This window comes from Leclercia sp. W17 (genome assembly GCF_003336325.1).
GTDB lineage: Bacteria > Pseudomonadota > Gammaproteobacteria > Enterobacterales > Enterobacteriaceae > Enterobacter.
This window is the reverse complement of record NZ_CP031101.1, coordinates 1,822,264-1,842,919: the sequence shown is the minus strand read 5'-3', so window position 1 is coordinate 1,842,919 and position 20,656 is coordinate 1,822,264. Positions and strand designations below refer to the sequence as shown.

At 52.9% G+C, this 20,656-nt stretch carries 23 protein-coding genes; 5 read left to right on the top strand and 18 right to left on the bottom strand.

Going from position 1 to position 20,656, the window contains the following annotated elements:
- Window positions 1-30: 30 nt before the first annotated feature.
- The 7 genes from DVA44_RS09035 to flhD all read right to left on the bottom strand — a co-directional run bounded on the left by DVA44_RS09035 (window position 31) and on the right by flhD (window position 6,502).
- The gene (locus DVA44_RS09035) at window positions 31-600 is read right to left on the bottom strand and encodes a spore coat protein U domain-containing protein (protein ID WP_103822407.1); all 570 of its coding nucleotides are present in this window, start codon (window positions 598-600) and stop codon (window positions 31-33) included.
- Window positions 601-1,077: 477 nt separating this feature from the next.
- Complete coding sequence (gene cheW, locus DVA44_RS09030) at window positions 1,078-1,581, bottom strand: chemotaxis protein CheW (RefSeq protein ID WP_032611989.1); 504 nt, start codon at window positions 1,579-1,581, stop codon at window positions 1,078-1,080.
- Window positions 1,582-1,602: 21 nt separating this feature from the next.
- Window positions 1,603-3,630: a chemotaxis protein CheA gene (gene cheA, locus DVA44_RS09025; protein ID WP_114386373.1), complete on the bottom strand. Its 2,028-nt coding sequence runs from the start codon at window positions 3,628-3,630 to the stop codon at window positions 1,603-1,605.
- A gap of 4 nt (window positions 3,631-3,634) precedes the next feature.
- Window positions 3,635-4,564, bottom strand: a complete 930-nt coding sequence (gene motB, locus DVA44_RS09020; RefSeq protein ID WP_103180093.1) for a flagellar motor protein MotB — start codon at window positions 4,562-4,564, stop codon at window positions 3,635-3,637.
- Window positions 4,561-5,448, bottom strand: a complete 888-nt coding sequence (gene motA / locus DVA44_RS09015; protein WP_103180094.1) for a flagellar motor stator protein MotA — start codon at window positions 5,446-5,448, stop codon at window positions 4,561-4,563. The genes motB and motA overlap by 4 nt, the downstream gene beginning before the upstream one ends.
- Window positions 5,449-5,570: 122 nt before the next feature.
- A complete protein-coding gene (gene flhC / locus DVA44_RS09010) occupies window positions 5,571-6,149 on the bottom strand; it encodes a flagellar transcriptional regulator FlhC (protein ID WP_103180095.1) in 579 nt (192 codons plus the stop codon).
- A 2-nt stretch (window positions 6,150-6,151) separates the two neighbouring features.
- Window positions 6,152-6,502 carry a flagellar transcriptional regulator FlhD gene (gene flhD / locus DVA44_RS09005; RefSeq protein ID WP_103180096.1) on the bottom strand — a complete coding sequence of 117 codons (351 nt, stop codon included), beginning with the start codon at window positions 6,500-6,502 and terminating at the stop codon, window positions 6,152-6,154.
- Between the two features lie 792 nt (window positions 6,503-7,294).
- On the opposite strand from flhD, the gene uspC reads away from it, so the two are divergent.
- Complete coding sequence (gene uspC / locus DVA44_RS09000; RefSeq protein ID WP_103822409.1) at window positions 7,295-7,723, top strand: universal stress protein UspC; 429 nt, start codon at window positions 7,295-7,297, stop codon at window positions 7,721-7,723.
- A 20-nt stretch (window positions 7,724-7,743) separates the two neighbouring features.
- On the opposite strand, the gene otsA is transcribed toward uspC, so the two are convergent.
- From otsA to DVA44_RS08965, 6 genes are all read right to left on the bottom strand, one after another.
- Entirely contained in the window at window positions 7,744-9,168 is a 1,425-nt protein-coding gene (otsA, locus tag DVA44_RS08995) for an alpha,alpha-trehalose-phosphate synthase (RefSeq protein WP_114386371.1), read from the bottom strand.
- Window positions 9,143-9,949 (bottom strand): trehalose-phosphatase, encoded by an 807-nt coding sequence (otsB, locus tag DVA44_RS08990; protein ID WP_103180099.1) that lies wholly within the window; start codon window positions 9,947-9,949, stop codon window positions 9,143-9,145. The genes otsA and otsB overlap by 26 nt, the downstream gene beginning before the upstream one ends.
- Before the next feature lie 165 nt (window positions 9,950-10,114).
- Window positions 10,115-11,095 (bottom strand): arabinose ABC transporter permease AraH, encoded by a 981-nt coding sequence (gene araH, locus DVA44_RS08985; protein WP_103180100.1) that lies wholly within the window; start codon window positions 11,093-11,095, stop codon window positions 10,115-10,117.
- A 14-nt stretch (window positions 11,096-11,109) separates the two neighbouring features.
- Window positions 11,110-12,624 (bottom strand): L-arabinose ABC transporter ATP-binding protein AraG, encoded by a 1,515-nt coding sequence (gene araG, locus DVA44_RS08980; protein WP_114386369.1) that lies wholly within the window; start codon window positions 12,622-12,624, stop codon window positions 11,110-11,112.
- Window positions 12,625-12,692: 68 nt separating this feature from the next.
- On the bottom strand, window positions 12,693-13,682 hold the full coding sequence (gene araF, locus DVA44_RS08975) for an arabinose ABC transporter substrate-binding protein AraF (protein WP_103822412.1): 990 nt from the start codon (window positions 13,680-13,682) through the stop codon (window positions 12,693-12,695).
- Window positions 13,683-13,998: 316 nt separating this feature from the next.
- On the bottom strand, window positions 13,999-14,556 hold the full coding sequence (locus DVA44_RS08965; protein ID WP_114386367.1) for a DJ-1 family glyoxalase III: 558 nt from the start codon (window positions 14,554-14,556) through the stop codon (window positions 13,999-14,001).
- Between the two features lie 544 nt (window positions 14,557-15,100).
- On the opposite strand from DVA44_RS08965, the gene DVA44_RS08960 reads away from it, so the two are divergent.
- On the top strand, window positions 15,101-15,604 hold the full coding sequence (locus DVA44_RS08960) for a non-heme ferritin-like protein (protein ID WP_114317067.1): 504 nt from the start codon (window positions 15,101-15,103) through the stop codon (window positions 15,602-15,604).
- Between the two features lie 167 nt (window positions 15,605-15,771).
- On the opposite strand, the gene DVA44_RS08955 is transcribed toward DVA44_RS08960, so the two are convergent.
- Complete coding sequence (locus tag DVA44_RS08955) at window positions 15,772-16,023, bottom strand: DUF2766 family protein (RefSeq protein ID WP_039030868.1); 252 nt, start codon at window positions 16,021-16,023, stop codon at window positions 15,772-15,774.
- Window positions 16,024-16,119: 96 nt separating this feature from the next.
- Window positions 16,120-16,203 (bottom strand): stress response protein AzuC, encoded by an 84-nt coding sequence (gene azuC / locus DVA44_RS08950; protein ID WP_098946254.1) that lies wholly within the window; start codon window positions 16,201-16,203, stop codon window positions 16,120-16,122.
- Window positions 16,204-16,414: 211 nt separating this feature from the next.
- Between azuC and DVA44_RS08945 the strand changes: the two genes are divergently transcribed.
- Window positions 16,415-17,836, top strand: a complete 1,422-nt coding sequence (locus DVA44_RS08945; RefSeq protein WP_114314587.1) for an MFS transporter — start codon at window positions 16,415-16,417, stop codon at window positions 17,834-17,836.
- 41 nt (window positions 17,837-17,877) lie between these two features.
- Here the strand turns inward: DVA44_RS08945 and DVA44_RS08940 are convergent, their stop codons facing one another.
- A complete protein-coding gene (locus DVA44_RS08940; RefSeq protein WP_103180105.1) occupies window positions 17,878-18,516 on the bottom strand; it encodes an RpiB/LacA/LacB family sugar-phosphate isomerase in 639 nt (212 codons plus the stop codon).
- 292 nt (window positions 18,517-18,808) lie between these two features.
- Here DVA44_RS08940 and yecR point away from each other — a divergent pair, with 292 nt between their 5' ends.
- On the top strand, window positions 18,809-19,150 hold the full coding sequence (gene yecR / locus DVA44_RS08935; RefSeq protein WP_103180106.1) for a YecR family lipoprotein: 342 nt from the start codon (window positions 18,809-18,811) through the stop codon (window positions 19,148-19,150).
- A gap of 206 nt (window positions 19,151-19,356) precedes the next feature.
- Window positions 19,357-19,854 (top strand): non-heme ferritin, encoded by a 498-nt coding sequence (gene ftnA / locus DVA44_RS08930; RefSeq protein ID WP_103822416.1) that lies wholly within the window; start codon window positions 19,357-19,359, stop codon window positions 19,852-19,854.
- 33 nt (window positions 19,855-19,887) lie between these two features.
- Here the strand turns inward: ftnA and DVA44_RS08925 are convergent, their stop codons facing one another.
- Together DVA44_RS08925 and DVA44_RS08920 are read right to left on the bottom strand one after the other, a co-directional pair.
- The gene (locus tag DVA44_RS08925) at window positions 19,888-20,127 is read right to left on the bottom strand and encodes a YecH family metal-binding protein (protein WP_114314586.1); all 240 of its coding nucleotides are present in this window, start codon (window positions 20,125-20,127) and stop codon (window positions 19,888-19,890) included.
- Window positions 20,128-20,194: 67 nt separating this feature from the next.
- On the bottom strand, window positions 20,195-20,536 hold the full coding sequence (locus tag DVA44_RS08920) for a hypothetical protein (protein ID WP_114314585.1): 342 nt from the start codon (window positions 20,534-20,536) through the stop codon (window positions 20,195-20,197).
- Window positions 20,537-20,656: the final 120 nt, after the last annotated feature.

Genomic DNA, 20,656 nt, shown 5'->3' with positions numbered 1-20,656 from the left:
ATACGGTCACGCGCTTCATCAATCGCGCGGCTAGTAAGTGACGCTGACGTTTATGGTGTCGGTGTAGGTGCCGGGTACCACGGTGACGCTGTTGCCACCACCGGTGATACGGCCATAGAGCGTGTAGCTATTAACCCCGCCTGCGGTAGAGGCCACCGGGATCGGCGCGTTATTGGCGATCACGTTGTTAAAGCTGCTGTCGCTGAACAGGCTGTATGCCACACCCTGAGCGGTATTCGCGGTGTTGACCAGATAGCGCGCTGGCGTGCCGGGCGTACCCACAACCGTTCCCGGCGCGGTGGAGTTGGTATTGCCGGTGATGGCGACCGTGTAGCTGTCGGTGGTGCACTGGATGGTAAAGGTATTGCCGCCGTTGGCCCCGGTGAGCTGGGTGGTGAGCGTCGAGAAGGTTGCCGGATGGGTACCGAAATCCAGGGTACCGAAGTTAATGCCGTTCTGGTTTGGCGAGCCGTTGATCAGGCAACCGTTGGTCAAGGTCAGGGTTGCGCCAATGGTCCCGCTGCTGGTTACCGCCTGTGCCGGAACTGTCGCCATCGCCAGAGCCGATCCCGCCAATAACACCAAAAGTTTTCTGTTCATTTTCCACCCTCCAGAAAATGTCGCCGTCGTTATCCTCTATTTTTGATAACGCTCAAGTTGTTAGCACCTATTACTATTGTTAATAGGTGGTTAAAATTAATTTAGATTAAGGTATCGCGAACAACCACTTTAGCCGGACGGCTAAGACAAATGGCGTATTGACATAAATTATCTTTAAATAACAATTGGATAAATTTTTAAAACGCCTGAATATTGAGACCAGGCGAGATAAAGAATAGGAATAATGTGACATAGATCACAATATATCTTCTTGTTTTCATTGCCAATTTTAATGGCGGTTAAATAACAGTTAAGCCAGAGAAACTATTACCTGAATTTTGGTTATGAATATATTCACAACTTGAATAAATAACGGAAAGAAAATAAGAGCTGGTCGGCGAATAACGGGAGAAATAAATAAGGGGACCAGCATGGTCCCCTTGAAGTGTTGTCCTGGCCGCCGCAGCGGTGATGGCCTCAGGCTACGTGACTTGCCGCCACATCCAGCAGCGCCATCTCATCACTGTTCAGCAGCTTCTCGATATTCACCAGAATCAGCATACGGTCACCGAGCGCCCCCAGACCGGTCAGGTATTCGGTGGACAGCGTAACCGCGAATTCCGGCGCCGGGCGGATCTGCTCGGCGGTCAGGGAGAGGACATCGGAAACCCCATCAACCACAATCCCGACCACGCGCTGGCCCAGATTGAGCACGATCACGACCGTGTTGTCATCATACTCGACGTCGCCCTGGCTGAACTTCACGCGCAGGTCGACGATTGGCACGATAACGCCACGCAGGTTGGTCACGCCTTTGATGAAATCTGGCGTGTTGGCGATGCGGGTCACCTGATCATAGCCACGGATCTCCTGCACCTTCAGAATATCGATACCGTATTCTTCGTCACCTAAGGTGAAAACCAGGAATTCCTGCCCTGATGGCTCGCCGGCCAGCTTAGTTACATTACTCATACCGGTCATTTTTTTACCTTCTTAACTGAATCAGGCGGCTGTGTGCGCCATACGTTGTTCACGATTTAATCCCTGAAGCGCCGAAACATCGACGATCAGCGCCACACTGCCATCGCCGAGGATGGTGGCGGCTGAAATGCCAGGTACTTTGCGATAGTTGCTCTCGAGGTTCTTCACCACCACCTGATGCTGACCAATCAGCTGATCGACCAGCAGGGCGTAACGGCGGCCTGCGCTTTGCAGAATGACCACAATCCCCTGCGTGGCTTCAGTTTTGGCGCCGTCCACGTCGAACACTTTCCACAGTTCCACCAGCGGCAGGTATTCGCCACGCACTTCCAGCACGCGCTCACCGCCTGCCAGCGGGTGCAGATCTTCTTCACGCGGCTGCAGCGATTCCATCACCGCGTTCAGCGGCAGGATGAACACTTCGTCCGCCACTTTGACCGACATGCCGTCGAGGATCGCCAGCGTCAGCGGCAGCAGAATGCGGATAGTGGTACCTGAGCCCTGCTTCGACTTGATCTCAACGTGGCCGCCCATCTCCTGGATGTTACGTTTCACCACGTCCATACCCACGCCGCGCCCGGAGACGTCTGTGACCTGCTCCGCGGTGGAGAAGCCTGGGGCGAAGATCAGCATGCCCACCTCTTCGTCGGTCATGTTTTCGCTGACCGCCATCCCCTGAGACATCGCTTTCGCCAGGATACGCTCGCGATTCAGGCCTGCGCCGTCATCGGTCACTTCGATGCAGATGTTCCCGCCCTGGTGTTCCGCAGACAAAATCAGGTTACCGACCGGGGATTTCCCTGCGGCAACACGGTTTTTCGGCAATTCGATCCCGTGGTCAAGGCTGTTACGCACCAGGTGCGTTAACGGGTCGATAATGCGCTCAATCAGGCTCTTATCCAGCTCGGTGGAGCTGCCCATCAGCGTCAGTTCGATTTGCTTATTGAGCTTGCCCGCCAGGTCGCGCACCAGACGCGGGAAGCGGCTGAAGACATACTCCATCGGCATCATACGGATGGACATCACCGATTCCTGCAGATCGCGGGCGTTACGTTGTAACTGGCCCATGCTGGTGATGAGATCGCCGTGGTTGACCGGGTCCAGCTCGTTGGAGCGCTGGGCCAGCATTGACTGGGTGATCACCAGCTCGCCCACCAGGTTGATCAGCTGATCCACTTTTTCTACAGCGACACGAATACTGGTCGATTCGCTGGAGCGGGCGGCCGGTTTTTCACGCTCGCCGCGATTTGGCGCAGCGGATTCGCCCGGAACGGGTTTCAGCGCAGGTGCGGCAGGGGCCACAGCCGGTACCGCAGGTGCAGCCGCGACTTCAGCTACTTCCGCCGTCTCTGCAACCGGTGCATCGGTCACGGTCTCAAAGTCGATCTGCTCGGGTTCAATGACAAAACAGAGCACGGCGATGACGTCATCTTTGCTAATACCGCCGTCGAGGTTAGCTGCCAGCGTGTCCTTACCCTTCACCACGTTGCTCAGGGTAGCGAGATTGCTCAGCTCTTCTTCCAGAAGGTTAACTTCGCTCTCTTTCAGGCCGGACAGCACCACGCGCAGACGGTCGTCAGCGGCAGGCGCGGCCGCCGGAGCGGGCTCAACAACGCTCAGTTTGGCCGGGCTGACGGCAACGGCTGCCGTCTCGCCTTTGGCTTCCAGCGCTAACTGACGCAGCGCGTTGCAGATATATTCAAAGCTGGCAGCGTCCGGCTCTTGCGAGCTTTTGTAGGCATCGAGCTGTTCCTGCATAATGTCTTTCGTTTCCAAAAACAGGTTAATAATGTCGGTATTGAGCTGCATCTCACCGCGTCGGGCCTCATCGAGCAGGTTCTCCATCAGATGGGTGGTTTCCTGCAAAATGGTAAAGCCAAACGTACCGGCGCCTCCTTTAATGGAGTGAGCTGCGCGAAATATGGCGTTGAGCTGCTCTGAATCCGGCGCCTCGGGCACCAGGTCCAGCAGGTGTTGCTCCATATCCGCCAACAACTCGTCGGCTTCATCAAAAAACGTCTGGTAAAAATCGCTAATATCCATGCTCACGCTATCACCTCGGATTGGCTGGTGGCGATGTTGGAACGGCAGCCGAAGGCGCAGGGCCTGGCTGTTTTAAATCATCCAGTGACTCATTCTGACTTTCGGCGTTTTCGTGCAGGATGGCCTGCTCTGCCTGTTTGTTGAGCACTAAGAGACTAATACGGCGGTTGATGGCGTCGTCCGGGCCGCGGTCGGTCACGCGCATGGTGGCGGCCATGCCGACGACGCGCAGCACTTTGCCATCGTCCAGCCCGCCGATCACTAGCTCACGACGGGATGCGTTTGCACGATCCGCAGAGAGCTCCCAGTTGCTGTACCCTTTTTCGCCACCGGCGTAAGGGAAGTCATCGGTGTGACCGGAAAGACTGATTCGGTTAGGGATCCCATTCAGCACTGGCGCAATGGCGCGCAGGATGTCGCGCATATAGGGCTCCACATCGGCGCTGCCGGTTTTAAACATGGGACGGTTCTGGCTGTCGATAATCTGAATGCGCAGCCCTTCCTGAACAAGATCGATTTTCAGGTGCGGACGCAGGGCGCGCAGCTTCGGATCCGCTTCGATCAGCTGGTCCAGATCGCCGCGCAATTTTTTCAGGCGGCTCTGCTCCATGCGTCTTTTCAGCTCGTCGATGTTCGGCTCGCGCTTCACCTCACCCTGCTTTTGCGTGTAGTCATCTCCACCGCCCGGGATCGGACTGTCGCTGTTGGAGATGCGCGGCCCCCCCGACACCGCCGTCGCCAGTGGGGTACGGAAATACTCTGCGATCTGAATCAGCTCTTTCGGGCTGGAGATTGAGATCAGCCACATCACCAGGAAAAACGCCATCATCGCGGTCATGAAATCGGCGTAGGCGATTTTCCACGAGCCACCATGATGGCCTCCATGCCCTTTATGCTTGCGCTTTTTGACTATGACGATGGGATGGGACTGGTTTTTCATGCGTCCTCAGTGCTCGTCTGCTGGTTTGGGTTCTTTACAGCGCGCACGTGCTCTTCAAGCTCAATAAACGACGGACGCTCGCTGGAGTACAGGGTTTTACGGCCAAACTCTACCGCGATCGGCGGGGCATAACCGTTAAGATTCGAGAGCAGCGTGATTTTGACGCACTGCATCATTTTGGTGGTTTCAGCGCTCTTCTGACGCAATACGGTCGCCAGCGGAGAGATAAATCCGTACGCCAGCAGGATGCCGAGGAAGGTTCCCACCATGGCGTGCGCGATCAAGGCGCCCAGTTCAGCGGCCGGACGATCCGCCGAGGCCAGGGCGTGTACCACCCCCATGACCGCCGCAACGATACCGAATGCAGGCAGGGAGTCACCCACCATCGCCAGGCTGTTAGCCGGGACTTCAGCTTCGCTTTCATGCGTTTCGATCTCTTCGTCCATCAACGCTTCGATTTCGAAGGTGTTCATGTTGCCGCTGATGATGAGACGCAGATAGTCGACAATGAACTCAAGCATCATCTTATCGGCGATAATGCGCGGGTAGCTGGCAAAGATCTCGCTCTCTTTCGGATTCTCAATATCGCGCTCCAGGGAGAACATTCCCTGTTGACGCGACTTGGCCATCAGGCGATAGAGCAGCGCCAGAAGGTCCATATACATACTTTTGGTGTATTTCGAACGACGGAACAGTAACGGCAACGCTTTTAACGTTCCCTTGATCGCCTTGCCGTTGTTGCCAACGATAAACGCCCCCACCCCTGCACCACCGATAATAATCAGTTCGGCCGGTTGATAGAGTGCCCCAAGGTGCCCGCCGGTCATCATGTAACCGCCGAAAACTGTACCGAGAACTACCAGGTAACCTAATACGATAAGCACGACATCATCCTTCCGCTAGTGACTGTAGCCAGGATGCGCAGGTCGGGGTTTATCCTTCTGCGGGGCAAAAAAAAGCAGCGGTAATCTCTTACCGCTGCTGGATCCTTGCCCACACGTTCGGGTTAAACAGCCTGTTCGATCTGTTCATCCAGCAGTTGTGGATTACTATCGGCAGCATCCCGGGAAAGTTTACGTCTTTTTACCGCACGAGACGGTGGTTGGCACAAACTACAGGCGAAGCTGCCTGCGGGCTGATGTGCATGGGTGATAAAGTTGCCGCTACAGCAGTTGCAGCGGGAGAGTTCCAGCAATCCGCTCTCAACAAAACGCACCAATGTCCATGCGCGGGTCAGGGCCAGCAAAGGGCCTTCTTCAGGCTGCGGGCACTGCTCGAGGTAAAGTTTGTACGCTTTAATGACCGCATCAACGCCGCTGCATAAGCCGGTCTTGAGCAGGTACTGCCAGGCATTACAGAACATGGAAGCATGAATATTCTGCTCCCAGGTCATAAACCAGTCGGTAGAGAATGGCAGCATCCCTTTTGGTGGTGGGCTGCCACGTAATTCTTTGTACAGTTTGATAAGACGACCACGGCTCAGCTGGGTTTCGCTTTCAAGCATTTGCAAACGAGCACCTAGCGTAATCAGTTCCATGGCCAGTTGAATATCACGCGCTTCCTGAACAATGCTCTTCTCACTCATTTTTAAGCCCTTTTCTTACGGGCTACGTCATCAGGCTGGCTGATTTCGTTAAGCAAACGGGTAGAAAGCAGAATGCCGGTGTGAACCTGTTGCAGGTCATCCACGCGGGATTCCTGAGTCAGTTGCGTGACGGTCTGGTGATTATCAAAGCGGAACTGGCAAACCAGTTGGTTTGTTTCGGCCAGTTTCACCATCTGCGGCAACGTTAAACCGCCAAGCGTGGTGGCCATTTCTTCCTGAATGCCCAGACGGAACATTGCGGAGGCTTTATCCTGGCTAATCAAACGTTGTGCAAGCAATAAATATGACAGGTTGATGTCATAAATGTGTTTTAGCAATTCGGATGTGTTCATTTATCCCTTCCCGAATAACACTTTAATTTCTTGTGCGGTCGACCCGCACCCCGTGATGTCGCCGGGAAAACCCCGGTAAAAAAAAAGAAAAGGCTAAAACGCATAGTTGAATTAAGTTTTGTATCGATGAATCACGTTAAGAAAAACAAATTTTGTCTCTTACACATTTATCGCTTCTTACAATTAACTAAGACTTTTCCTAATTCGCGGCAACTTTACCCGTCCACTGTAGGACATACAATGCGGCCTCGCCTGAAATTTAAAATAAATGTGATCTACGTCACATAATTTAGGTGAATGTGAACCAAAAACCCATCAGCGTCACTTCTAATTTGTCTGTTTTTTTGAACAAATAAAGCAAAGATATATTCTGTATCGCCGAATATTCATGCAGAAGTATGAAGAAACCAGGCACGTTACTTGCTTGGGGTTGACAAGTAACAAATTTGCAAAACAGCCCACCATATCTAAGATAGAAACAATATAGTAAGCAATTGAAATTAAAGAATTAATGTCAGAGTCAAAACGTAAGTATTTTATTACGTTTATGGCTGAATGGGTGTTGCGAAGAGGTAAATCCCCTTGTTTTTGCAGGGAATATATTTGTATGATTTACGTTAAGATAGCGGCTTTAACCCTCTTATGAGGGTTTAGCGCTATTCATTACATAAGAATATTTAATGAATAATTATGATAAGTATCACATGAATGTCACCTTCACCCCTTGCGAAGGCTAAAAAATCGCGCTAAAGCTGAGGAATAGCTAATGTACAGATACGTCCGGAGGGTACCATGAGTTACTCCCATATCCTTGTTTCTGTTTCAGTTTCCCCCGAAAGCCATCAACTGGTTGCCAAAGCGGTCGCTATCGCCCGACCGACTCAGGCACGCATCACTCTGGTCACCCTTTCCGCCGATCCTGAAATGTACAATCAACTGGCCGCACCGATGCTGGAAGATATTCGTGGCGTTCTTCAGGAGGAAACCCAGCAATTTCTGGATGATCTCATTGCGCGTGCAGAATATCCCATTGCACAAACGCTTTGTGCAACGGGAGAATTAAGCGAGAGGATACTTGATATATGTCACAAACAACGTGTTGACCTGGTGATATGCGGAAATCATAACCACAGCTTTTTTTCACGTGCAGCTTGTTCCGCAAAAACAATCGTTAACAACAGTAAAGTGGATGTGCTGTTAATTCCACTCAGGGCAGTTTAATGCCCTGAGCGGAATATTTATCAGGCAAGTTTAGGGAACGTTGCGACCTTTTTTTGCAGATTGCTCTCCACGCTGCGGGGAGTAATCTGCTTCAGATCCTCAGTGAAGCGCGCCTGCCAGCGGTCAATATCATTTTCGCGGATCACTTTCATCATATCGGCATGGCGTGAAATACGCTCCGTGAGGGGCATATTCAGCGCACGGTGCAGAGCATTGGCAACATCGTCCCGATCGTACGGGTTAACGATCAGCGCCGAGGTAAGCTCGTTAGCGGCACCGGCAAACTGCGACAGTACCAGCACGCCCGGGTCGGCCGGATCCTGCGCGGCGACATACTCTTTCGCCACCAGGTTCATCCCGTCACGCAGCGGCGTGACCAGGCCGACATCGGCATAGCGGAACACCTTCATCAGGATTTTGCGCTCAAAATGCTGGTTGAGATAGAACAGTGGCGTCCAGCCCAACTGGCCGTAGCGGCCGTTAATGCGACCGGCTTCGTTCTCAAGCTGATGTCGGATGTCCTGATAGGCCTGCACCTCGCCGCGCGAGGTCGGTGCGATTTGGGTATAGCGGATCTTACCGTGGTGCTCAGGAAAATTCTCCAACAGAGTCTCATAGGCCTGAAAACGCTCCGGCAGCCCTTTGGAGTAATCGAGACGCTCAACAGAGAAGATGTTTTTTACGTGCTTCAGCTCTTCTTTCAGCTGCGCCAGCTTAGGCGGCAGCGGCCCGGAAGCCTGCTCGATAATCTCGTCCGGCTCAATACCAATCGGATAGACCTCAGTGCGGAAGCGCTTGCCCCAGGCGGAGTGCGTGTCATCGTCATGTGCCGTCAGGCGCGTTTTGCTGGCCACGCTGTCGAGGAAGGCCAGGCGGTCATTTTCGGTCTGGAAGCCCAGCAGATCGTAATCGCAGAGCTGTTCAAGCAGCTCGTCGCTCGGCGGCAGCGCGTTGAAGATCTCCGGGGTCGGGAACGGAATATGCAGGAAGAAGCCAATCCGGTTGTTGACGCCGCGCTTGCGCAGCTCGCTGGCAAACGGCAGCAGATGATAATCGTGTATCCATAGCACGTCGTCCTGCTGGACTAACGGCAGCAGCTTATCGGCCAGCAGACTATTGACCCGCGTGTACCCTTCCCAGGCCTCGCGCTTAAACTTTACCAGGTCGAGGCGATAGTGGAAGGCTGGCCACAGCACGGCATTGGAGAACTGGCTGTAGTACTCATCGTAATTCTGTTCACTGAGATTAAATGAAGCCCAGGTGATATTCCCGCGCGTCACCTTTTTTAGCGGTTTGTCCTCATTACCAATCTCTCCACTCCAGCCAAACCAGAGCCCCCCCGTACTTTTTAACGCCCCCAGCACCCCAACTGCCAGGCCACCTGCGCTGGCTTTTTTATCATCCGGGGGAGCGATGCGATTAGAAACTACGATCAAGCGACCCATAAGGTTTTCTCCTGTTAATTTGCGCTATTTCTTGTTCTTGTTGATGGTTAGCGGCTTTTATTACCCATTGCCAGACATCAGGTACCGTAGCCAGCCGCCAGCTAGCTTTGGTCTCACCTGCGCCGACTTTCACTGATACCCCTTTGAGCTGATTCACCACTTCAAAGCCATGCTCATCGGTGAGGTCATCACCAAAGAAAACCGGCGTTCTCCCGAGGAAAGGCGCTTCATGCATAAAGGCTGAGATAGCCTCGCCTTTATGGATCCCTCTCGGTTTGATTTCAACTACACATTTACCTGGCTGGAGTGACAGCTGCGGATTGTCGTGCACGATCTGTTCCGCCAGGGCGAAAATATTCTTCTCATATTCCTGAGCCTGACGGTAGTGGATTGCAAATGCCATCCCTTTGGCTTCAAGTTCGGTGCCAGGCAGATATAAAAGCGCCGTTGTAAGCTGCGCATGCAGCGTCTGGATCAGATCCGGGGGAAGGGAAACGGATTGCGAATGACCATGGATGTCGCGGCGCTCCGCCCCGTGTACACCGGCAAGCGGGAAACGGTAGGGTCTGGCGAGCTGGTCCAGCTCGGCCATTGAACGCCCTGATATCAATGCCAGTGCCCCCTCATTCAGCTGTGCCAGCTGATTCAGTGCCTGTAATACTTCTGCGGGAACAACTACCTCATCGGGGTGTGGCTTGATGGTAGCAAGGGTCCCGTCGAGGTCGAAAAAGTACGCAAAGTTTTCTGATAGTAAAGGCGGTGAAGTTAACGTATCGGCCACCCTGATCCTCCTTACAGTTGGCGAGATGAAAAACGGCAAACATCTCAGTAGCCATGTAAGTATAGACAGTGTGACGGGGCTCGCCATTTGACATCCCCCTTCCCGCTGCGGCTGGGAAGGGGGGCTACACTTAAAAGTTAAGTCGGGAGGGGGTGGAAAAAAGGGTTAAACGGTGCGCTTTGCTTTTTGCTTGTAACGGTCGAAAATCACCGCCGCAAGCAGGATCAGGCCACGTACCACATACTGCGAGAACGGGGAGATGTTCAGCAGATTCATGGCGTTCTCAACCGTCCCGAGAATCAGTATCCCGGCCACCACATATGAGATTTTTCCGATGCCGCCCTTCAGCGATACGCCACCTAAAACGCAGGCTGAGATGACGATCAGCTCATAGCCGATAGAGGTCATTGGCTGGCCGCTGGTCATACGTGAAGCCAGAATAATCCCCGCCGCCGCCGACACCAGACCGGAAAGCACGAAGATGATGATCTTGGTCCGTACTACCGGTACACCCGCCAGACGCGCCGCCTCTTCATTACCACCAATCGCCAGGGTATTACGGCCAAAGGTGGTTCTGTTCAGCAGGAAACCAAAAATGATCAGGCAGCCGACCGTCAGCCAGATAGGGGCTGGCAGACCGAGCCAGTTGGCGTAGCCGAGGGTAAAGAAGCGCTCATCTTCAATCCCCACCGCTTTACCGTCAGAGATGATGTAGGCCAGCCCACGCACAATCTGCATGGTGGCGAGCGTGGTGATCAGGGCGTTGATTTTCAGGCGCGCAATCACGAAGCCGTTTACCAGCCCGCTGAGCACCCCGAGCAGCAGCCCAGCCGCCACACCAATCCACAGGCTTTCGGTCATGTTAATGACCACTGCGGTGGTTACCCCCGCGCAGGCGATAACCGAGGCGACCGACAGGTCGAAGTCGCCGGATGCCAGACAGAACAGCATCCCGCAGGCCACCATGCCCGACATGGAGATGGCAAGGCCCAGCCCTTTCATGTTAATGAAGGTGGCGAAGTTAGGCACAAAGATGGCGCAGCCGAGGAACAGTACGGCAAACACGACCAGCATGCCGTATTGATCCCAGATCCGCCCAAAGCTGAAGGCCGATTTCGGCGCTCCGGATGTAGTGACAGAGGACATCTTATTCTCCTTACTCAGGCGACAGCCTGACTGACTTTAGGCATGGCGAGGCTTAACGCCTGCTGTTCATTCGCCTGTTCATGTAGCAATTCACCGGCAATGGCCCCTTCACGCATCACCACGATACGGTCGGCCACGCCCAGTACTTCCGGCAGATCGCTGGAGGCGAAGAGCACCGCCACGCCACGTTTTGCCAGGGTATAAATGACGTTATAGATTTCGTGCTTGGCGCCCACGTCGATACCGCGCGTCGGTTCATCCAGCAGGATCACCTTCATCTCTTCCGACAGCCAGCGGCCCAGAATGGCCTTTTGCTGGTTGCCACCGGAGAGATTCATAATCAGCTGTTCCGCGCCCGGGGTTTTGATGTTGAGCGATCGAATGTGGTGATCGGCGTTGCTGACTTCCCACGTGTCGTTAATCAGGCATCCGGCACGAATGGTTTTCCGGCGGGCCGAGATATTGATGTTGTCCCGCACCGAGTGCACCGGGATGATCCCTTCGGCTTTACGGTCTTCCGGGCAGAGCATCATCCCTGCGCGAATGGCATGGGCCGGTTTCTGAATATCGACAGGCTGGCCGTCGATAAACACCTGCCCGCCAGTGATGCGGGTGCCGCCAAACAGTCCTTTCATCAGCTCGCTGCGCCCTGCCCCTACCAGTCCGAACAAGCCAACAATTTCACCGCTGCGCACCGTCAGGCTTACCGGGGTGCGTACGCCCGGGGCTTTTACCTCTTCGAGGCGCAGCAGTTCGCCGCCGTACTGGCGCGGTTCCCAGTGATAGATATCACCCAGTTCGCGCCCTACCATCGCCTGCACCAGCAGGTCGTGGTTGACCTGCTGCATGTCGCTGAAGGTGCGGACATAGCGACCATCTTTAAACACGGTAATAGCGTCGCTGAGGGCAAAGATCTCTTCCATACGGTGCGACACGTAGAGAATGATGCGCCCCTCTTTGCGCAGCTCGCGGATCACCCGGAACAGGTTCTCGATTTCACGCGCTGACAGCGAGCTGGTGGGTTCGTCAAAGGCGATAATTTTGGCATTGCGCGCCAGCGCCTTGGCAATCTCCACCATCTGCCACTGGCCGATGGAGAGATATTTAAGCGGGGTCTGGGGATCAATATCCAGCCCAAGGTGCTTAAGCTGTAATCCGGCCTCATAGTTGAGCAGCGAACGGTTAACGAAACCGCCCTTATGCGGAAGCTGCCCAAGATAGATGTTCTCCGCCACGGTCATCTCCGGCACCAGATGCAGTTCCTGGTAGATGATGGCGACACCGGCATTCAGCGCGGCGGTGGTGTCCGCGAAGGCGACCTCTTTGCCCTGGATGGCGAGCGTGCCTGTCGTGGGGGTGTAGTTACCGCTGAGGATCTTCAACAGCGTGGATTTTCCGGCGCCGTTCTCACCCATCAGGGCATGAACCTGACCCGCATAGCAGTCAAAGCTGATGTCGGTCAGCGCGTTGACACCGGGAAAGGTTTTGCCGATGCCGCGAAAAGAGAGATACGGTTCAGACTGTTGCATAACGTCTCCGAGGATCGAGTAGTGAACGTCTGGCCCCCCGATGGTACGGGGGGCGCAATCACAGTGAATTACTTACCGCCCAGTCCCTTTTTCTCCAGCTCTGCTTTGAAGTTGTCACGGGTGATCAGCACCACGTCGGTAACTTCAGTGAATTTCGCTGGCTCGGCACCTTTGGTGACCCAGTTGTAGAGCATTTCGCTGGATTTATAGCCATGTACGTCCGGGCTTGGCAGCAGAGAACCGTAGAAGCCGGTGGCCTGCGCTTTAGAGAGCTCGCTCACCGCATCAACGCCGTTGATGCCGATGCCGATAACATCTGCCGCTTTGAAGCCCTGGCCTTCGGTGGCGCGCACGCCGCCCAGTACGGTGTTGTCGTTCATCCCCACTACCAGCCAGTGTTTCACTTCAGGGTGTTGCACCAGCATGGAGTTGGCCGCATCGAAGGCGCCCGGGATATCGTTAGATTTGGTTGGCACTTTGTAGATCTGTTTTTCCGGGAAGCCGGCCGCTTTCAGGGCTTCCATAGAGCCGGTGGTGCGACGGCGTGCGGTATCCAGTTCATCGGCAGTGATCGCCATAACCGCGGTATCCTTCACATCCCAGCCGCGTTTTTGCATCTCTTTATAGAGCTCCTGGCCCTGACGCTCACCGATTTTGGTCGCCGCCATCATCACCAGCGGCACGGTATCCATCGGCTTGCCTTTGGCGTTCACGAACTGGTCGTCCACGGCGATAACTTTCATGTCGTAGCCACGCGCTTTCGCCACGATAGCCGAGCCCAGTTTGGGATCCGGAGTACAGATGACAAACCCTTTCGCGCCGCTGGCTGCCAGGCTGTCGATAGCGTTCAGCGTTTTTTCACCATCCGGCACAGCAATTTTAATGACTTCAAAACCCAAATCTTTCCCGGCTTTATCGGCAAATTTCCACTCTGTCTGGAACCATGGCTCTTCCGGTTGCTTCACCAGGAAACCGAGCTTCAGGTTCTCCGCCATAGCGGATTGTGACATAACGGCAGCCAGACCGATGGCCGCCAGCGCTTTAGTAAATTTGTGCATGGTTAACTCCAGCTTTAGCGTTTTAATTTGTAGGGGAATAACAACTAAAATGTTTTTAATCGGACTTAAAACAAGGCATTAGCGCCAGGGGTGTATTAAGCGCATTTGCTTGAGATAGTTTTAGCGGGAAATTAATCATCCATAAGAGAGCGCCATCACACCGCAGAATTACAGTAATTGCGTACATAGATTCAGCGGAAAAAGACATAAATATGCAGGTATTTGTCTGACAAATAGAAAGGGGGGAAAGCAGATTAGTCCATAAGATTAGCTAAGAAATCCTTGTGATCCGGGCGCGCTGGCGCCCGGCATCGTATTACCAGGGATAATAGATATGCTCGGCGTGATCGCGTACCGGTGCTTCATCACCCAGCAGACGTGCTGAGAGCGTCAGCGCAAAGTCAAAGGCATGGCCCAGCCCCTTGCCGCTGATGAGGTTGCCATCTTCCACCACTGGCGCATCGACATATTCGCCGTCCTGAATTGCCTGCCAGAGTTCTCCCGAGCAGACATAGCGACGCCCTTTTAACAGGCCATTGCCGCCCAGCACGCGTGCCGCAGCCGAACAAATTGGGGCAATAAATTTGCCCGCTTCGTCATGCGCGGCGACAAAACGCACCACATCGGCACTGGCCGCCAGATTCACGCTGCCCTGTGGGCCGCCGGGTAAAACGACCGCGTCGTAGTAACTGTCGAGTTTTTCGCTGAGGGTGCTGTCCGCCACCATCGGGATATTATGGTAGCTCACCACCGCGCGCGACTCGGCGCAGGCCAGGGTTTCTACCTCAATGTGGAGACGGCGCAAGATATCAATAGTGATAATCGCTTCCGCCTCTTCAAATCCGGGTGCCAGCAGCACCGCTACTTTTGCCATAATGAACTCCGTTAGTGAAACATAAAACAATGTTTCATTTTCACCGCGTACAGGGCGGAAAACTTCCAGCGGGATCACATATCGCACTATTTTCAGCAAAAATGATCTGGCGCAATTTTCACCAACTGTAAAAATCTATTAAAAACCAGAATTTTCTGTATTCCACCTGGCAGGAATAATTATCATTTTTTTTGCTAAGCGCCTATTTCACCGCGACGGAGAAAGACATAAAGTAATTTCATTGTTCGAGCAGTATTAAATTCATACAAATTTATATATTACAATAAGTTATTGACGAAAATCCTCACCCTTTTCTTCTCGAAATTCTTCATTTTTTTTAATTCCTGATGGTGGGTAAGGTTTAGTAAGAATATATTTATAAGGATTTTCTTATAAAGGATTCGCTGTTATTATGAATTCTACCTGATGCCTGAAATGAATTTGGGATCACATACAGGGAAAACAGAATGCTTTTATTCTGTAGTGAACTATCGTTAATGATGATTATTTTTTTGGTTACATAAACGAAGAAAAGGGAATGGATATGGCTGTCTCGGATATGATCACCAGGCTCAACACGCAGATGAACCTCGAGTTTCATGCGTCAAATCTCTCTTTGCACCTCAGCGAGTGGTGTTCAGAACATCAGCTAACCGGTTCCGCGACCTTCCTGCGCCTCCAGGCGCAGAGCAACGTCACGCAAATGATGCGCGTTTTCGATTTTTTAAAAGCATCAGGCGCAATGCCGGTTCTGAAACCCGTGGATATGACTGACGAAGAGTGCAATTGCCTGGAAGCGGTTTTCCAGCGCACACTGGAAGAGTATGAGCAGCGCTGTCAGACGCTGAATCAATTAACGGATGAAGCGCGGAAAATGAAAGATATTTCTACGCTCAACTTCCTGCATGATATTGAAAAAGAACAGCAGCAGGATGGGGTATTACTCAAAACCATCCTTGATGAAGTTCGCCAGGCGCGTCGCACCGGCATGGGTCTGGAACAGACCGATCGCCAGTTGCTTAACGTCGTCAGCCGTCAGCATCACTGATTCTGCGCGTTAACTAAATTACCCGGCCTGTGCCGGGTAATTTTTTGCAAAAGCGTTACCACCCTACTGGTGCAGACCTTCATGTAATTCTCGTTCCGGGCGACCCAGGGTCGCCCGTTCACATTATTCTCACAAAACCGTTTGTAAATTCAAAACACCGGTTTATTTTAGTGAGACTCGCCCTGCGGCGTGAACTTCAGTTCGATCAGCGCAATGGCTTTCTGTACGGCGCGCAGCGTAACAGGGTCGGCCGACGCAGGATTGCTGGCGAAATCGATGTTTTTCAGCTGACTGGACATTTTCTCGCGGACTTCTGCGGGCGCAATGATTTCAATCACATCAAGGATTTGTTTGATGACCAGCTGGCATGCAACGACGTCAGAGATCAGTTCCTGATCGGCACTCAGGTTTTGAGACATAGGCTTCTCCTGTTTGAAAGGCCGTCATAGTAGCAAAACGTCAGCCCTGATGCGGCGTACAGGCACAAAAAAACCTGCCGGAGCAGGTTTTTCTTATCAGAACATCGCGCCTGGCGGTACGTCCTTAAAGGTCTTGCAGTAGGATTCGAACATGCTTTTCAGGATCTTGCGCAATTTCATCGGTATGCTCCGGCTAAGTGTTATGCAGGTGTTATTGTTGATGCGGCTATAATATGACCTCCATCACAAAAATCAATGTTTTTGTGATATTCATCACGGCAGTTTATTTAAAACAAAACGATGTTCCGATTAAAAATGAATATAATTCAGTGTATTAACGCACAACGTGTTCCCGTAAATTTTTAAAAAAATTTTTAAGTGGCAGAGAAAAATGACCGAAAATCACTCCGGCAAAGCGGCCAGCGGGATCTCTCCCGCCGCGCTGCTGGTAGCCGGCGCGTTCTTTATGGAGTTTCTTGACGGCACGGTGATCGCCACGGCGTTACCCGATATGGCGAAAAGCTTTGGCGTGCAGGCGGTCGATCTTAATCTCGGGATCAGCGCCTACCTCATCACCCTGGCGGTGCTTATTCCGGCCAGCGGCTGGATCGCCGATCGCTTTGGCGCGCGTAAGGTGTTCACCCTTGCCCTGGCGATCTTCACTCTCGCCTCGGTGCTGTGCGGTCTCGCCACCAGCGTGGATCAGTTCATCGCCATGCGCATACTGCAGGGAATGGGCGGTGCATTAATGGTGCCGGTAGGCCGCCTTGCCGTATTGCGCACCACGCCTAAGCACCTGTTGATTACCGCCATCGCCACCCTCACCTGGCCCGCGCTGGTGGCACCCATCATCGGCCCGCCGCTGGGAGGCTTTATTACCAGCTATGCCAACTGGCGCTGGATCTTCTTTATTAACGTGCCGTTAGGGCTGATAGCTATCGTGCTGGCGCTGCGCATTATTCCCGATATCTATGAAGAGGCCCGTCGCCCGTTCGATACGCCGGGCTTTATCGCCACCTCGGTGGCGATGGTGAGTCTGGTCTATGCCATGGAGATGATGGGGGCGCAGGAGATGAATACAGGCATGACCCTTGCGCTGCTGGCAACAGGGATGGTGACCATGATTTATGCCCTGCGCCATTTCCGGCGCGCCGAGTGGCCGATGATCCGCCTCGACGCCTTGCAGGTACCCACCTTTCGGGTGACGATGTACGGCGGGTCGCTGTTTCGCGCCTCCATCAGCGCCGTGCCGTTTTTGCTGCCGCTGCTCTTTCAGGTAGGATTCGGCATGGATGCGTTCCACTCCGGTTTGCTGGTGCTGGCCGTCTTTGTCGGCAACCTGACCATCAAACCGGCAACCACGCCACTGATTCGCGGGCTGGGGTTTAAGAAGCTACTTCTAATCAACGGCGCGCTGAACGTGCTGGCTCTGCTGGCCTGCGCTTTCCTGACTCCACAAACCCCGGTGTGGCTCATTATGCTGATCCTTTATCTGGGCGGCGTGTTCCGTTCCATTCAGTTTACCGCCATCAGTACCCTTGCTTTTGCGGATGTGCCTTCGCCGCAGATGAGCTATGCCAACACCCTATTTTCCACCGCCACCCAGCTGGCAGTGGGGCTGGGGATCACCCTCGGCGCCATCGGGATCCGCATCGGCGAAGTGTGTAGCGAATGGCTGGGGATGGCGTCGCTACCGGGCATCAGCTTCCGGCTGGCGTTTGTAGCCATTGCGCTGGTCTGTCTGCTGGGGATGGTCGATACCCTGCGGCTGGTAAAAGATGCCGGCAGTGCGGTATCCAGAAAACAGGCATAAAAAAAGCCAGCGCAAGCTGGCTTTTTATCAGTGTTAGCAACTTAGCCGATAATACCGCGGACAAAGGCTTCGATCTCTTTATCCTGGCAGTTCTCGAAGAAGCACTGCTGGAAACGCTGACCGGTAACCGCAGTTTTAACCAGCTCTGGATCGATGGCGCGCAGGGTGTCGAGATAGTTCTCTTTCACCACAGCCGCTTTCACCTGGTTCAGGATGCCCGCGTTGCGAACCTGAGGCTCTTTACGCTCTGGCGGATAACCTTCGCCTTTACGGCCAGTGAAGGCTTTTTCAAAGATAAAGCGCACGTTCAGCTCTGCGCCCCAGCCGAAGCCTTTGGCAAATGGCAGGGCGAGTGCGTTACCATTGTTGATCTGTGCAAACAGGAAGGCGTCAGCAGGATCGATGCAGTAGCCACACACCACGCCCGGGTGGATGTTCAGGGACATCAGCGCACCCTGGCCGGTACCGCAACCGGTCACCACGAAATCAACCGCTTTAGAGTTCAGCAGAATGCTCGCCATGATCCCCAGGTGAATATAGGTCAGGTGGTGATCGTTTTCGTCGCTCATCCCAACGTTATAAACCGGGAAACCTTTCTCTTCAGCAACGGCGTTCAATTCCTTGAGGATGATGGCGTTTTTTTGCGCCTGGCTGTTTTCCATCATCAGTGCAATTTTCATACTTCGTCTCCTGAATGCGATGCGGGGCACCCGCTGTGAATAGCTTACCTGACTCACCTTACTACTAAGCAAACGTACTTTCAAATTAAGTGAAAAATAGTTTCAAAAAACAAAGATGCGCTCACAATTTCGATGAAGAGAGATGTGAACACCGGTTCGCAAAAGGATGGCTTATGATTGAAGGAGCCGGATGGTCGTGGCGAAGAGAAAAGAGAGAACAGGTGGTTATTCCTGGCATTGCGCTTTACGTCTGGCGTTAGTATAGGTTATTTCAACGCATTCAGAGTGTTCTATGAAGAGATTATGCACGGTCGGTCTGGTGCTGTTACTGGCAGGTTGCGGCATCACCCGCAAGGCTGAAGTGAGCAGCGTCGATGTCACCTCGGGGGTCGTCAGGCTTGATTATGGTCAGCCACTATTCCAGACCTCTTATGATGATGCCTATGTAACAAGTGGCACTGCCACCCGCGAATGTCAGGCCATGGGATACAGCACGGCCCAGGCCTACGGTCAGCCGATCGAAACCTGCAGCGTGATCAGCGGCTCGCTGTGTCTGAACAAAACCGTCACTATCCAGTATCAGTGCCACGGTTACGCCCCCGCCCCTGCCGTTACAACATCGGCTTATTACTAATTTCGTTGCCAGCGCTTCTGCTGGCAATAATATTCTGAACACGAAACAGAATAATTCTCATTAATATATTTAAGCTACGCGCAATGCGTTTTATTCCCATTCGCATTATGATCGCTTAAATATTTATTTTACTTTTTGCAAATAAATAAATAACAAATTATAGTGACGCTCACGTTGACCAGTTAATAATAAAACGGAGCCACACCATGCTTAAAAGTGAAATGATCGACAAGCTCAATGAGCAAATGAATCTGGAGCTTTACTCCTCCCTGCTCTATCAACAGATGAGTGCCTGGTGTAGCTATCACAGTTTTGAAGGCGCGGCGGCGTTTATGCGTCGTCACGCCCAGGAAGAGATGACACACATGCAGCGTCTCTTTGATTATCTTACGGATACTGGCAGCCTGCCGCGCATCAACCCGGTGGCATCGCCGTTTGCAGAATATGCCTCATTAGATGAACTGTTCCGCGCTACCTACGAGCATGAACAGCTGATCACGCAAAAAATTAATGAACTGGTACACGCAGCAATGACCAGCCAGGATTATCCTACCTTTAATTTCCTGCAATGGTATGTGGCAGAACAGCATGAAGAAGAGAAGCTGTTTAAATCGGTTCTCGATAAACTTTCACTGGCCGGAAAATCGGGTGAAGGGTTGTACTTTATTGATAAAGAGCTGTCGACGCTCGATGCCCAAAATTAATATTCATGCGGCGCCATCTGGCGCCGCAAATTTTTAATGGCGGCAGATTTTACTTTCATGAGTTGAAAAACCCGACGCCTGCGGAATGAATTTACCGCGCGCCGCCAGAAATGTCACCAGCTCCGCCGCCGTCATGTCCGCGGCTGAACAGGTATGAAAACGCGCCTCGTCACCAAAACGCGCCGTAATCGCAGCAATCAGACTCTCTTCGCTGTATTGCTCACCGGACTCGATCATCATCGTCAGCACTTCGTGCCCATGAATGGATGCCATAAACCCTCCAGAAGAAAAGGCGCAGCCTAACCCTTTCCTCCCCGCAACGTTTTGCGCTGGCGCAGGTTTACATGCAACCCGCACAGCTGGTGCAGCGCCAGTCCTGTTTATTGACCGCCTGATAAAACTGGCGATAGCTGGCGGTCTCCAGCGGAATGCCGTGGTCGAAAAAGAGATCGGTCAACCATTCGACGTTTTCAATAATCCACTCATCTTCCTGCAACCCCTGGGCAAAGGTCTCATCTTCGGGATCGATGATCGAATAGATGGCCCAGGTCCCCATATCCTTTTCCTGCCTCGCCTCCGGTAAGGTTAGCGCATGGCCCTGCCAGCTGATTATCCAGTGCCCGTGACACAATAAATTGCCTGAACGACTCCATTTCGCACAGAAGGGATTACTGACCGCCATCGCCGTCTCACTTTTTTTGAATATTTATAAGAAACGTTTACGTTACGCCTGATTATCGAGCGAAAACATTGCTCTTATGAAGTAGGCAAACCTCCTCATTTTTACGGGCATATGACCAGA